Origin of the sequence: Parahaemophilus parainfluenzae (assembly GCF_001053575.1) — a bacterium.
In the GTDB taxonomy this organism is placed as follows: domain Bacteria; phylum Pseudomonadota; class Gammaproteobacteria; order Enterobacterales; family Pasteurellaceae; genus Haemophilus_D; species Haemophilus_D parainfluenzae_S.
This window is the reverse complement of the sequence record NZ_JVSL01000040.1, coordinates 128,364-141,944: the sequence shown is the minus strand read 5'-3', so window position 1 is coordinate 141,944 and position 13,581 is coordinate 128,364. Positions and strand designations below refer to the sequence as shown.

The 13,581-nt window shown below is 39.4% G+C and carries 15 protein-coding genes and 1 tRNA gene; 12 read left to right on the top strand and 4 right to left on the bottom strand.

What is annotated here, in order from left to right:
- The first annotated feature begins 73 nt into the window (after positions 1 to 73).
- The 11 genes from AC979_RS09435 (at position 74) to iscX (ending at position 7,366) form a co-directional block, all read left to right on the top strand.
- Positions 74 to 149 (top strand) — tRNA-Lys (locus AC979_RS09435).
- Positions 150 to 271: 122 nt separating this feature from the next.
- Positions 272 to 991: a tRNA (cytosine(32)/uridine(32)-2'-O)-methyltransferase TrmJ gene (trmJ, locus tag AC979_RS09430; protein WP_049373964.1), complete on the top strand. Its 720-nt coding sequence runs from the start codon at positions 272 to 274 to the stop codon at positions 989 to 991.
- Positions 992 to 1,050: 59 nt separating this feature from the next.
- Entirely contained in the window at positions 1,051 to 1,506 is a 456-nt protein-coding gene (iscR, locus tag AC979_RS09425) for a Fe-S cluster assembly transcriptional regulator IscR (RefSeq protein WP_049366379.1), read from the top strand.
- Between the two features lie 63 nt (positions 1,507 to 1,569).
- Positions 1,570 to 2,784 carry an IscS subfamily cysteine desulfurase gene (locus tag AC979_RS09420; RefSeq protein ID WP_049373963.1) on the top strand — a complete coding sequence of 405 codons (1,215 nt, stop codon included), beginning with the start codon at positions 1,570 to 1,572 and terminating at the stop codon, positions 2,782 to 2,784.
- 54 nt (positions 2,785 to 2,838) lie between these two features.
- The gene (iscU, locus tag AC979_RS09415; protein WP_005696665.1) at positions 2,839 to 3,222 is read left to right on the top strand and encodes a Fe-S cluster assembly scaffold IscU; all 384 of its coding nucleotides are present in this window, start codon (positions 2,839 to 2,841) and stop codon (positions 3,220 to 3,222) included.
- Positions 3,223 to 3,272: 50 nt separating this feature from the next.
- Positions 3,273 to 3,596 (top strand): iron-sulfur cluster assembly protein IscA, encoded by a 324-nt coding sequence (gene iscA / locus AC979_RS09410; RefSeq protein WP_032822628.1) that lies wholly within the window; start codon positions 3,273 to 3,275, stop codon positions 3,594 to 3,596.
- 9 nt (positions 3,597 to 3,605) lie between these two features.
- The gene (gene hscB / locus AC979_RS09405) at positions 3,606 to 4,127 is read left to right on the top strand and encodes a Fe-S protein assembly co-chaperone HscB (RefSeq protein ID WP_049373962.1); all 522 of its coding nucleotides are present in this window, start codon (positions 3,606 to 3,608) and stop codon (positions 4,125 to 4,127) included.
- Positions 4,128 to 4,201: 74 nt separating this feature from the next.
- Complete coding sequence (locus AC979_RS09400) at positions 4,202 to 4,888, top strand: DUF2625 domain-containing protein (RefSeq protein ID WP_049373961.1); 687 nt, start codon at positions 4,202 to 4,204, stop codon at positions 4,886 to 4,888.
- 40 nt (positions 4,889 to 4,928) lie between these two features.
- Entirely contained in the window at positions 4,929 to 6,785 is a 1,857-nt protein-coding gene (gene hscA, locus AC979_RS09395; protein ID WP_049373960.1) for a Fe-S protein assembly chaperone HscA, read from the top strand.
- A 45-nt stretch (positions 6,786 to 6,830) separates the two neighbouring features.
- Positions 6,831 to 7,172 (top strand): ISC system 2Fe-2S type ferredoxin, encoded by a 342-nt coding sequence (fdx, locus tag AC979_RS09390; protein ID WP_049364506.1) that lies wholly within the window; start codon positions 6,831 to 6,833, stop codon positions 7,170 to 7,172.
- On the top strand, positions 7,172 to 7,366 hold the full coding sequence (gene iscX / locus AC979_RS09385; RefSeq protein WP_049366368.1) for a Fe-S cluster assembly protein IscX: 195 nt from the start codon (positions 7,172 to 7,174) through the stop codon (positions 7,364 to 7,366). The genes fdx and iscX overlap by 1 nt, the downstream gene beginning before the upstream one ends.
- A gap of 113 nt (positions 7,367 to 7,479) precedes the next feature.
- On the opposite strand, the gene mglC is transcribed toward iscX, so the two are convergent.
- The 4 genes from mglC to AC979_RS09365 all read right to left on the bottom strand — a co-directional run bounded on the left by mglC (position 7,480) and on the right by AC979_RS09365 (position 12,283).
- Positions 7,480 to 8,490 (bottom strand): galactose/methyl galactoside ABC transporter permease MglC, encoded by a 1,011-nt coding sequence (gene mglC / locus AC979_RS09380; RefSeq protein ID WP_049373959.1) that lies wholly within the window; start codon positions 8,488 to 8,490, stop codon positions 7,480 to 7,482.
- An 18-nt stretch (positions 8,491 to 8,508) separates the two neighbouring features.
- Positions 8,509 to 10,023, bottom strand: a complete 1,515-nt coding sequence (mglA, locus tag AC979_RS09375; RefSeq protein WP_049373958.1) for a galactose/methyl galactoside ABC transporter ATP-binding protein MglA — start codon at positions 10,021 to 10,023, stop codon at positions 8,509 to 8,511.
- Between the two features lie 78 nt (positions 10,024 to 10,101).
- Entirely contained in the window at positions 10,102 to 11,097 is a 996-nt protein-coding gene (mglB, locus tag AC979_RS09370; protein WP_049373957.1) for a galactose/glucose ABC transporter substrate-binding protein MglB, read from the bottom strand.
- Positions 11,098 to 11,275: 178 nt separating this feature from the next.
- Positions 11,276 to 12,283 (bottom strand): substrate-binding domain-containing protein, encoded by a 1,008-nt coding sequence (locus AC979_RS09365; protein WP_049369239.1) that lies wholly within the window; start codon positions 12,281 to 12,283, stop codon positions 11,276 to 11,278.
- Positions 12,284 to 12,497: 214 nt separating this feature from the next.
- On the opposite strand from AC979_RS09365, the gene galT reads away from it, so the two are divergent.
- Complete coding sequence (gene galT / locus AC979_RS09360) at positions 12,498 to 13,544, top strand: galactose-1-phosphate uridylyltransferase (protein ID WP_049373956.1); 1,047 nt, start codon at positions 12,498 to 12,500, stop codon at positions 13,542 to 13,544.
- Positions 13,545 to 13,581: the final 37 nt, after the last annotated feature.

Genomic DNA, 13,581 nt, shown 5'->3' with positions numbered 1-13,581 from the left:
TTTTAATCCGTTGGTCGAAGGTTCGAATCCTTCACGACCCACCATCTATTTAAAGATCATTATTTAACCGGTTGGGTTGTTAGCTCAGTTGGTAGAGCAGCGGACTCTTAATCCGTCGGTCGAGAGTTCGAGCCTCTCACAGCCCACCAGTCAACATCTTATTCCCCCTATTTGTTAATAAATTTACAAAAAATTAAAATATTTTCAAAATTCTTGACTATATTTAGCGGTTATTATGGTAGAATATCCACAAAGTTAAGTCGGGCATAAAATGTTACAGAATATTCGAATTGTTTTGGTTGAAACATCACATAGCGGGAACATCGGTTCTGCGGCGCGTGCAATGAAAACAATGGGATTATCCAATCTTTATTTGGTCTCACCAAAATCGGTGGATGAGCAATCTATTGCATTAGCAGCAGGCGCTGATGATGTTGTGCGTAATGCCCACATTGTTGATACTTTTGAACAAGCAATAGAAGATTGCTCATTAGTGATTGGTACGAGTGCGAGATTACGTCATTTACAGAGTACGCTTATTGAGCCAAGAGAGTGTGCAGAGAAAGCCAGTGCACATCAAGGGCAAGTAGCGATCGTGTTCGGTCGTGAGCGTGTTGGACTCACAAATGAAGAATTACTTAAATGTCATTATCATTTAAATATCCCTGCTAACCCTGAATATTCTTCGCTCAATTTAGCGATGGCAGTACAGTTGGTAAGTTATGAAATGCGCATGGCATTTTTAACAAAAAATAAAACGGAAAGTACACTTTCAACGATAGAAGATATCTATCCAACAGCACAAGAAATGGAGTATTTTTTTGCTCATACGGAACAGGTGTATCAGTCTCTTGGTTTTATTCAAAATCAAGGGGTTATACAAAAGTTAAGACGACTTTATAACCGTTCTTCTCTAGAAAAAAATGAATTAAATATTTTGCGAGGAATGTTAAGTGCGATTGAAAAACGCCTTAATCTGCAAAAAGAGTAAAATTGACTATCATAGTCAGATAGGTAAACTACCTAGATGGCGATTTATAGGGATGCTTTATGAAACTAACATCTAAAGGACGATATGCGGTTACCGCAATTTTAGATATCGCATTACACGCAGGAACAAACCCAGTTTGTTTAGCGGATATCTCAGAACGTCAAAATATTTCACTTTCTTATCTTGAGCAATTATTTGCCAAATTGCGTCGTGGTGGATTAGTAAAAAGCGTTCGTGGCCCAGGTGGTGGCTATCGTTTAGCGTTACCAACTGATCAAATTTCTATCGGTATGGTGATTTCAGCCGTAAATGAGAACATTAATGTGACAAGATGCCTTGGTAAAGGAAATTGCAAAGGCGGAGTAGAGTGTTTAACTCATACATTATGGCAAGATTTAAGTGATCGTATTTCTGATTTTTTAGATGAGATTACATTAGCTGAGCTTGTAGAGAAAAAAGCTGGGAAGCATAAAGCTCACAAAGATTTTGATGACTTAATTGTAGTCAACCAATAATGGGAAAGTAGATTAAAGTGCGGTCAAATTGATAGCATTTTTAGTAGTTATTTAGGAGTGAAAATGAAATTACCAATTTATTTAGATTATGCAGCAACATGTCCAGTGGATGAACGTGTTGCTAAAAAAATGATGGAATATTTAACCATTGATGGTGTATTCGGTAATCCAGCATCTCGTTCACATAAATTTGGCTGGCAAGCTGAAGAAGCGGTTGATATTGCACGTAATCAAATTGCGGATTTGATTGGTGCAGATTCACGTGAAATTGTGTTTACTTCAGGTGCAACGGAAGCAGATAACCTTGCAATTAAAGGTGCGGCACACTTTTATCAAACAAAAGGTAAGCACATTATCACCTGCAAAACTGAACACAAGGCTGTATTGGATACTTGCCGTCAATTAGAGCGTGAAGGCTTTGAAGTGACCTATTTAGATCCAGAAGAAGATGGTTTAATCGATCTTGATAAATTCAAAGCTGCATTGCGTCCAGATACGATTCTTGTGTCAATTATGCACGTGAATAATGAGATTGGCGTGATCCAGGATATTAAAGCAATTGGTGAGCTTTGCCGTGCAAATAAAACGATTTTCCATGTAGATGCGACCCAAAGTGTCGGTAAAGTCGAAATTAATCTTGCTGAATTACCGGTTGATTTGATGTCAATGTCTAGTCACAAATTATACGGACCAAAAGGTATCGGGGCACTATATGTTTGCCGTAAACCTCGCGTTCGTTTAGAAGCAATTATCCATGGTGGTGGTCACGAACGTGGCATGCGTTCTGGTACATTACCTGTACATCAAATTGTTGGTATGGGTGAAGCTTATCGTATTGCAAAAGAAGAAATGGCGACAGAGATTCCTCGTATCAGAGCTTTACGCGATCGCTTATATAATGGCTTGAAAGAAATTGAAGAAACCTATGTAAATGGTTCGATGGAGCACCGCGTAGCAAATAACTTGAACATCAGCTTTAACTATGTTGAAGGTGAATCCTTAATGATGGCATTACGTGATGTGGCAGTTTCTTCTGGTTCTGCTTGTACTTCAGCGAGTTTAGAACCATCTTATGTACTACGTGCATTAGGTCGTAATGATGAATTAGCACATAGCTCAATTCGTTTCACACTTGGTCGTTGGACAACGGAAGAAGAAATTGATTACACCATTAATTTAACACGTAATGCAGTAGCAAAACTTCGTGAATTATCGCCACTTTGGGATATGTTCAAAGAAGGCATTGATTTAAATACTATTGAGTGGTCAGCCCACTAATTTTAAAGGCGGCTAGTCCGCCTGATAGCAACTTATTTAGGAAAGGAACATAATATGGCGTACAGCGAAAAAGTTATTGATCATTATGAAAATCCACGCAACGTAGGTTCGATGGATAAAAAAGATAATTCAGTAGGGACGGGTATGGTTGGCGCACCGGCTTGTGGTGACGTTATGCAGTTACAAATCAAAGTAAATGACAGCGGCATTATTGAAGATGCGAAATTTAAAACCTATGGTTGTGGCTCTGCGATTGCATCAAGTTCTTTAATTACGGAATGGGTAAAAGGTAAATCGTTAGATGAAGCAGGCGCAATTAAAAACAGTCAAATTGCGGAAGAACTTGAATTACCACCGGTAAAAGTTCACTGCTCAATTTTAGCAGAAGATGCAATTAAAGCCGCTATTGCTGACTATAAAAATAAACAAGGTAAGTAATCAAAGTGCGGTTGAAAATGACCGCACTTTATCAATTTAAGGATCAGAATATGTCTATAACACTCACTGAAAAAGCGGCACAACGAGTTCGTACTTTTCTTGAAAATCGTGGAAAAGGCATCGGTTTACGCTTAGGTGTGAAAACATCAGGTTGTTCGGGTTTAGGCTATGTGCTTGAATTCGTTGATGTGCTCAATGATGACGATCTTGTTTTTGAGCAGCATGGCGTGAAAGTGGTAGTCGATCCAAAAAGCTTGGTTTATTTAGATGGCATTGAGCTAGATTATGTCAAAGAAGGCTTGAACGAAGGCTTTAAATATAACAACCCGAACGTAAAAGAATCTTGTGGTTGTGGTGAGAGTTTCCACGTTTAAGGAATAGAAATGACAAATCCTTTTGCTATTTTTGATTTACCCGTTGCTTTCAATGTTGATCAAGCCCTTTTGTCTGAACGCTATTTAGTGCTTCAAAAGAGTTTGCACCCTGATAATTTTGTTACGGCAGATGCGCAAGAACAACGCATTGCAATGCAAAAGTCGACAGAAGTTAATGATGCATTAAAAACCTTGAAAGACCCAATTTTACGTGCGGAAGCAATTATTGCGTTAAATACGGGAGAAGCACAGGATTTAGAGCAAAAGAGCACACAAGATGTGGCATTTTTAATACAGCAATTAGAATGGCGAGAAGAACTCGAAAATATTGAGCAAAGCCAGGATGAGAATGCATTAGAATCCTTTGCGAAACGCGTTAAAAAAGAAACAAAAGAAATGTTGACCGCACTTGAAGCACAGCTTAATGAGCAACAATGGTCAACTGCTGCACAATTCTGCGATAAATTACGTTTTCTAAAAAAATTGGCGGATGAAATTAGCCAAGTAGAAGAACGTCTATTTGAATTATAATCTTAAGGGCGTTTAATACGCCCTTTTCGCTATTGATAAATGGGCTATCGCCCTCATACGAATGAAACCCGATTATGCAAACTTTAGAACAACTGACTGATGCCTCAAAATCTGCATGGGGAACCATTTCCCAATGGATTGAGCATGCTCGTAATCATTGTGAAGTGATTAAAAAAGATCAATCCAGTGCAGAACGTGAGCTTTTCACTATGCAAATGCCAACGTCTTCTCCGATGGGCGCGGTAATTTATGAAACCGGTGGCATTTTAATTCATCATGGTTGGTTGCGTATATTGGGTTCCGGCAGTTTTAAATTACCACGTGGGTTAATGGACTGGAATTTCAGCAAATCCTTTAATCAATCAGGTGAGAAACCAAAATATTTACTGGTTGCAGATGATGTCATTGGCGGTTATTTTGCTTTAAATGGTGGCTCTTTAGGTTCTAATCTTGGCAATATTTACTATTTTTCGCCGAAAGACTTAACTTGGCATGATTTAAATTTTACCTATACGGATTTCTTAGCTTGGGCATTAAATGGTGACATTGACGCATTTTACCAAAATCTGTTTTGGCAAAATTGGCAAGAAGATGTAAAACAACTCGATGGTAACCACATGATTGTTTTTACACCAGAGCTTTCGGAAGATAAGACGACTGAGATTAATCAGCGCGAACGACGCGAAGTTAATATTGAAACGCATTACAATGCAAGTTTCACCGAACAAGATAAATTTGCTCAAGCTTATTCAGTCGCATAATCAGCTTTTAACGAATTAATTATTAGAGATAAAAAGAGATATGGCATTACTCCAAATTGCAGAGCCAGGACAAACGGCAGCACCCCATCAACATCGTCTTGCGGTAGGGATTGATTTAGGTACAACAAATTCTTTAGTTGCCGCAGTGCGTAGCGGTCAAGCCACTATTTTGAATGATGAACAAGAAAGAAGCCTTGTGCCTTCAGTGGTTTATTATGGTGAAAATGAAAAACTTGTGGGTAATGAAGCGTTTGCTAAAGCTGCAATTGATCCTAAAAATACGATTATTTCGGTCAAACGTCTGATTGGTCGTAGTCTTGCAGATGTGCAATCACGTTACACAAACTTACCCTATGAGTTTGTAGCAAGTGAAAATGGTTTGCCGTTATTGGTGACTCGTCAAGGTAAAAAAAGCCCGATTGAAGTTTCTGCAGATATTTTATCTCGTTTAAATCATATCGCTGAACAACGCCTTGCGGGTGAGCTTTCTGGCGTAGTGATTACGGTTCCCGCGTATTTTGATGATGCTCAACGTCAAAGTACAAAAGATGCAGCACGCCTTGCCGGGTTAAATGTATTACGTTTATTAAATGAACCCACTGCTGCAGCAGTGGCGTATGGCTTAGATAGCGGAAAAGAAGGCGTCATTGCTGTTTATGACTTAGGTGGCGGTACCTTTGATATCTCGATTTTACGCTTGTCTAAAGGTGTATTTGAAGTCTTAGCAACAGGTGGAGATACTGCCTTAGGTGGTGATGATTTTGACCATTTGATCGCAGATTGGATTGTTGAACAAGCGGGTATTAAACCACAAAATGTCAATGAGCAACGTGAGCTTTTAAGTTTAGCCACACAAACTAAAATTGCCTTAACAAGTGCACAAAGTGCGGTTATTTCTTGGCGTGGATTTGAAGGTGAATTAAGCCGTGAGCAATTCAATGAATTAATCCACTCATTGGTAAAACGTTCTTTATTAACCTGTCGTCGTGCATTGAAAGATGCACATGTTGAAGCTGAAGACGTGCAAGAAGTGGTCATGGTTGGTGGCTCAACTCGCGTGCCTTACGTACGTGAGCAAGTGGGCGAATTCTTTGGTAAAACCCCATTAACATCGATTGATCCAGATAAAGTAGTGGCCTTAGGTGCAGCAATTCAAGCGGATATTTTAGTGGGCAACAAGAATGACAGTGATATGTTGTTACTCGATGTTGTGCCGCTTTCTTTAGGTATTGAAACAATGGGCGGTTTAGTGGAGAAAATCATTCCACGTAACACCACGATTCCAGTGGCTCGTGCACAAGAATTTACCACCTTTAAAGATGGCCAAACTGCGATGACGGTACATGTGGTACAAGGAGAACGTGAGTTAGTGGATGATTGCCGTTCTTTAGGTCGTTTTACATTGCGTGGCATTCCGCCAATGGTAGCAGGTGCTGCACATATTCGTGTGACTTATCAAGTGGATGCGGATGGCTTATTAAGTGTGACCGCGATGGAGAAATCTACTAAAGTCCAAGCATCGATTCAAATTAAGCCTTCTTATGGCTTAACGGATGAAGAAGTAACCGCAATGATTAAAGCCTCTTTTGATAATGCTCAAGATGATATGCAAGCCCGTGAATTAGCCGAGCAGCGCGTTGAGGCTGATCGTGTGATTGATAGCGTAATTGTGGCATTGCAACAAGATGGGGCGGACTTATTAACCGAATCTGAATTCCATCAAATTGAACATGCATTGAAACAATTAATGGATGTAAAAGAAGGTACAGATCGTCATGAGATTGCGCAGGGAATTAAAGCTCTTGATGTGGCAACTCAAGAATTTGCGGCAAGACGCATGAATAAATCCATTCATCAAGCGCTGACAGGTAAATCTGTATCAGATATTGAGCAGTAAAGTGCGGTTATAAATTAACGAGTTTTTTATGTTGAGGAAAGTAATATGCCAAAAGTGATTTTTTTACCGAATGAAGAATTCTGCCCAGAGGGTATGGTGGTTGATGCAGCAGCTGGTGACAACTTATTAGAAGTGGCACATAATGCAGGCGTTGAAATTCATCATGCTTGTGATGGGTCTTGTGCTTGTACAACATGCCATGTAGTTATTCGTGAAGGGTTTGATTCATTAAATGAAGCCAGCGATCAAGAAGAAGATATGTTGGATAAAGCCTGGGGCTTAGAAATGGATAGCCGTCTTTCTTGCCAATGTATCGTGGGTGATGAAGATTTAGTGGTGGAAATCCCTAAATATAATATTAACCATGCGAATGAGGCAGCCCACTAATGAAATGGACTGATGCCCAACTTATCGCAGAAGAGCTTTATGATCGTAATCCAGATTTAGATCCTAAAACGGTACGTTTCACGGATTTGCATAAGTGGATTTGTGAACTAGACGGTTTTGATGATGATCCAATGAAATCTAACGAGAGTATTCTGGAAGCGATTTTGTTGAAATGGTTAGATGAATACGAGTAATCGATTCAATTAAAAAAGCGAGCTGAGAGGCTCGCTTTTTGTTTTGAGAATTTACCTCAAAATAAAACCGCACTTTATTACTAAAGTGCAGTTATTTTTATCGTTTTTTTTAATTATTTTTTCTTCGCATATTTTAAGGAGTCGATAGCAACCGCGAGGATGATAATACTACCTTTAATGATATATTGCCAGTAAGGGTTTACACCAATGTAAGTTAAACCGTAGTTAATAACGGTGAAGATGATAACACCCGTGATTACACCGATAACAGTACCCACACCACCAGCGAAAGATACACCACCTACTACGCAGGCAGCAATCGCATCTAATTCATACATGAAACCAAGGTTGTTGGTAGCACTACCGATACGACCTGCTTCTAACATACCACCGAATGCATAGAACATACCAGCAATCATGTAAATCACAACAAGGTTACGCGCTACGTTTACGCCAGATACTTTTGCGGCTTCAGGGTTACCACCGATAGCAAAGATATTTTTACCGAAGCGTGTTTTATTCCACATTACCCATACTAAGAATGCACAAATTGCGGCATAAATAGTGATGTAGGATAATTTGAATGAACCGAGTCTAAAAAAGCCTTGTGCGAAGTTAGAGAAAGATTCACTGAAGCCTGCAATTGGTGAGCCACCTACGCCATCATAATAAAGTGAGTTGAAACCGTAAACGATGATCATGGTACCCATGGTTGCAATGAACGGGGTTACATTGAGATAAGCGATAACTAAACCATTCACTAAGCCGATTACAGCACCTACCGCACAAACAGTCAGGATAACTACTGGAATCGGAATTTCACCTAAATCAGGGAACACGCGGTTCATGTTTTCCATTGATTGTAAGAGGGTAGCAGAAATAACTGCAGCTAAACCTACTTGGCGACCAGCAGATAAGTCGGTGCCTTGAGTAATAAGCAAGCCTGCAACACCAAGGGCGATAATGAGACGGACGGATGATTGAGTTAAAATGTTACTAAAGTTGCGAACATTCAAGAATGTTGGATCTTGTGCGATGATGATGCCAAGTAAAATCAACAACACAAAATAAATCGCATTTTGTTTTAAGAAATCGAATGATTTATTTTTTGGTAAGGCACTCATAATTTGTTCCTTTATGATTTATAAATATTTTGCGGCAAGTTGCAAAATTTCTTCTTGAGACGTTTTTGCCGTTTCAACGATGCCGGCAACACGACCATTACTCATGACCAAAATTCGGTCTGTTACGCCTAATAGTTCTGGCATTTCTGATGAAATCATAATGATGCCTTTATCTTTTTTAGCGAGTTCTTGAATGAGCTGATAAATTTCAAATTTTGCCCCAATATCAATACCACGAGTTGGTTCGTCGAGCATTAAGATATCTGGTTGGGTTAAAAGCCAACGGCCGATAATGACTTTTTGTTGGTTACCACCAGAAAGCGATCCAATCGTTGTTTTGTGAGACGGTGTTTTCACGTTCATCGCATCAATCACCCATTGTGTATCGCTCGCCATTTTTTTGTTGCTGAGCAATTTCCATGGGGAGAGGTAAGATTTCATATTTGAAATCAACGAGTTGAATTCAATACTTAAGTTTGAATAAATCCCGGTTGAACGACGTTCCTCAGTCACCAAAGCAAAACCGTGGTTAATCGCCTCAAGTGCGGTATGATTTTTCACAATTTTTCCGTTGAGCTTGATCGTCCCTTCTTTTAATTCGCGTACACCAAAAATGGCTTCCACAATATCGGTTCGTTTTGCACCAACAAGACCTGCAATACCTAAAATTTCACCTTTGCGTAAATTAAAGGAAACATCTTGAATAGAAGGTTGGTTCACCGCAGTTAAATGTTCCACTTCAAGCGTGATTTCTTTTGGTACGTTAGTTTTTTCAGGGAAACGTTGTGTTAATTCACGGCCAACCATCATTGAAACAATTTCTTCCATGGTGGTGCCTTTAACTTCAACGGTATTGATCCATTTACCATCACGAAGAATGGTGATTTCATCACAAATTTTGAAGATTTCATCCATTTTGTGTGAAATATAGATAATGCCACAACCGCGATCTTTTAATTTTTGAATAATTTTGAAAAGATGTTCCACTTCTTTTTCTGAAAGTGAGGATGTTGGCTCATCCATAATTACGATTTTAGCGTTATAAGAGAACGCTTTCGCAATTTCGATCATCTGCATTTGTGAAACGGAAAGTTTGGCCACTTTTTCTTTTGGATCAACATCAATATCCAATTCATCGAAAATCGCTTTGGTATCACGATACATTTTTGCGTGATTCACAAAAGGACCTTTAAGTGGGTAGCGACCTAACCATAAGTTATCCATTACACTAGTTTGACGCACCAAGTTAAGTTCTTGGTGAACCATTGAAATCCCATTTTCAAGGGCTTCTTTTGATGTTTTAAAATCAACAGGTTTGCCTAAGAATAAAATTTCACCTTCGTCTTTTGCATAAATTCCGAAGAGGCATTTTAATAATGTAGATTTACCCGCCCCGTTTTCGCCCATTAAGGCATGAACAGAGTGAGAACGAACTGTTAGATTGGCGTGATCAAGGGCTTTTACACCGGGGAAAGACTTACTGACATCCGTCATTGTCAGTAGTACATCACTGTCTTGGGTTTGAGTTGTCATATCCAACCTCATCAAAAAGGGGGAAAGGGAATTTGGGTTTCCTTTCCCCCTAAAATTAAAGAAAAGCAATAGATTTTCTTATTTTAAGAATTCACTTAGGTTATCTTTATCTACACCAACATAAGGGATACGTACCACACGGTTTTCTAATTTCCATTGTGTACCTTCTGTTGCTGCTTTACCGTTAGCAAGATTTGCAGAAAGTTGAACAACTGCTTTACCTTGGTTAACGCCATCGTTTAACACAGTACCCGCAATTTCGCCTTTCTTAATTAATTGAAGTACTTCTGGTAATGCATCTACACCAAAGATTGGTAATTTTTTACCGTGTGCTTTGGTTGCTTCTAATGCACCTAATGCCATACCGTCATTGTTTGAAATAATCATTTCAATTTCGTTAGCTTTAGAGCTAGATAACCATGCATCCACTTTATCTTTAGCCATTGCTGCATCCCACATACCGGTATCAATAAATAATTGCTCGGTTGGAATACCTTTCGCATTTAATTGCTCAATCACATATTTAGTACGTGCTTCAGCATCTGGGTGACCTGGTTCACCTTTTAATAATACATATTGGATTTTACCGTCTTTGTTTAAGTCTAAGGCTGGCATTGCTTTCCATTGTTTTGCAATTAAATCCCCTTGGATTAAACCTGATTCTTTCGGATCGGTACCCACATAGTAAGCGTGATCATAGCTACCGATTGCTTTTGCACCAGGGTCTTTATTGAAGAAAACAACAGGAATGTCATCTTGTTTCGCTTTGTTGATAACAGTTGATGCTGCAGCTGGGTCCACTAAGTTAATGGCTAGGGCTTTTACACCTTTAGAAAGCAAACCATCTACTTGGTCGTTTTGAATAGATTGTGCATTTTGAGAGTCATTCATCAATAACTCAATGCCACCAAGGGCTTTCGCTTCTTTATCGATTTCTTTACGCATTAATGACATGAAGTTGTCATCATATTTATAAATGGTAACACCAATACGGTTATCGGCTGCGAAACCTGAAGTTGCTGAACCTAAACCGATTGCTAAAGCGACCGCACTTAATACTGCTGTTTTTTTCATAAAAACGCTCCTATTAGAGAAAGAGATTTTATTGTTGATTTTTATATACCAAATAGAGGAATGTTGCGTACATCTATTGCAACTGAATCCATCATAACGAAATCAAAATTGTTAATCTGTGATCAAACTCACATAAATGAAAACGATTACATAGCAATGTTTAAATTTGTGATCTCCATCACGGTTTCATTGCATTTTCTACAGAAAAACGTCTCACCAAGGTTGGATTAAATTGGACAACAGTCGGTGTAACAATAGACGAGTCAACTAAGCTCAAAGCCAGTTTTGCCGCATAATTTGCCATTAAATCAATTGGATAGCGAATAGTGGTAAGCTTAGGAATCAAATATCGAGCAATTGGCATATCATCAAAGCCCACAATGGAAAACTGTTTCGGCACTTTGATATTGTTTTCATTTAAAACGGAAATTGCTCCCGCAGCCATCGTATCGTTATAGGCCACTACAGCGGTTAAATTGGAGTTGTAGCTCAATAAATCAATCATGGCCTTTTCACCACCTTCAAAATCAGGTGAATTATGCACAATGGCTTGTTCTACAATGGGGAAGTTATGCGCTTCTAAGGCTTCTAAGTAGCCTTCCTTACGTTCTGTTTCATCTAAAATACCGTGATTGGAACCAATATAGGCGATGTGCTTATGGCCATAACGAATCAACATTTCAGTGGCAAGATAGGTGCCTTGACGGTTATCAAGGCTGACGCAACGATTTTCATAGCCTGCAATCACACGGTTAATCACCACCATACCGGGTACATTTTCTAAATAATGCTGTAACTCTTCGTCAGAAAGGGCTTTGGAATGAACGACCAGACAGCTACAACGCTTGCGTAGCAAGGTATCAATGGCTTCACGCTCTTTTTCTGCATGATGGTATCCAATGCCGATCAAAATCGTTTTTTGATGCTCTTCAGCAACTTTATCGACCGATTTAACCAAGATAGCAAAGAACGGATCCGTTACATCGGTAACCACCACGCCAATGGTATCGGTATTTTGCACGGCCAGAGCTTGTGCATTTGCATTAGGTTGATAATTTAAGACTTCCATTGCACGTTGTACCGAATAACGGGTTTTTTCACTTACGGAGGGAGAGTGATTAATAACCCGGGAAACAGTGGCAACCGACACGCAAGCTAATTCAGCAACATCTCGAATTGTAGGCATAACTGGGCTCTCATTCATTTTTTCATAGCAACTATCATAGTAAATTTGGATAAAATTGAAAGCGGTTACTTTCAAAAATGCTACATTCGTCACAAAAAAGAGATTGGACTAGCGCCTTATTTCCTGATTTTGTGATAATGATCACGGTTTATTTTTTTTAATTTGTTATCTTATGAAGAAAATTTTGTAATCGTTTACATTTTGGAGCAAAAATATGAGCGAAACCGTATTTGAACCGACAGATCATCCGCATCGTCGTTATAATCCGTTAATTGACCAATGGGTTTTAGTCTCGCCACATCGTGCTAAACGTCCATGGCAGGGGCAACAAGAAAAAGTGAGTGAGGAGCAAAAGCCAAGCCACGATCCAAACTGTTATCTTTGTCCACGTAATAAGCGTATTACGGGTGAACCTAATCCGGATTACCATAAACCTTATGTATTCAAAAATGATTTCTCGGCTTTATTAGAAGATACCCCAGCGCCAGAGCAATCAGCCGATCCTCTTTTCCAAATGAGCCAAGCGCGTGGTGAAAGCCGTGTTATTTGTTTTTCGCCAGATCACAGTAAAACATTACCATTATTGACCGCACTTGAAATTGAAGAAGTGATTAAAGTGTGGCAAGCGCAATTGCGTGAACTGGGGCAAAAATATCAGTGGGTTCAGATTTTCGAAAACAAAGGTGCGGCAATGGGATGCTCCAATCCACATCCGCACGGACAAATCTGGGCAAACAGCTTTTTGCCGAATGAAGTCGCGCGTGAAGATGTTGCTCAACGAAATTATTATGAAAAACACGGTTCGGTACTTTTAGTAGATTACGTTCAAAAAGAATTAGAGAAAAAAGAACGTATTGTGGTGGAAACCGAGCATTGGGTTGCGGTAGTGCCTTATTGGGCGGTATGGCCGTTTGAAACCTTGTTATTGCCAAAAGTGCATGTCAAACGCTTAACAGAATTAACCGATGCTCAAGCTAAAGATCTTGCTGTGATCTTGAAAAAGCTGGCAACGAAATACGACAACTTATTTGAAACGTCTTTCCCTTATTCGATGGGCTTCCATGCAGCACCATTTAATGGCGAAGATAACGAACATTGGCAGCTTCATGCGCATTTTTATCCGCCATTATTGCGTTCAGCTACAGTACGCAAATTTATGGTGGGTTATGAAATGTTAGGTGAAAGCCAACGTGACCTCACCGCAGAACAAGCCGCAGAAAGATTACGTGCGTTAAGCGAAGTACATTACAAAGAACGTTAAGCAATAATTTCTCTCTTGAGTTAAGAGGGAGTGTGAA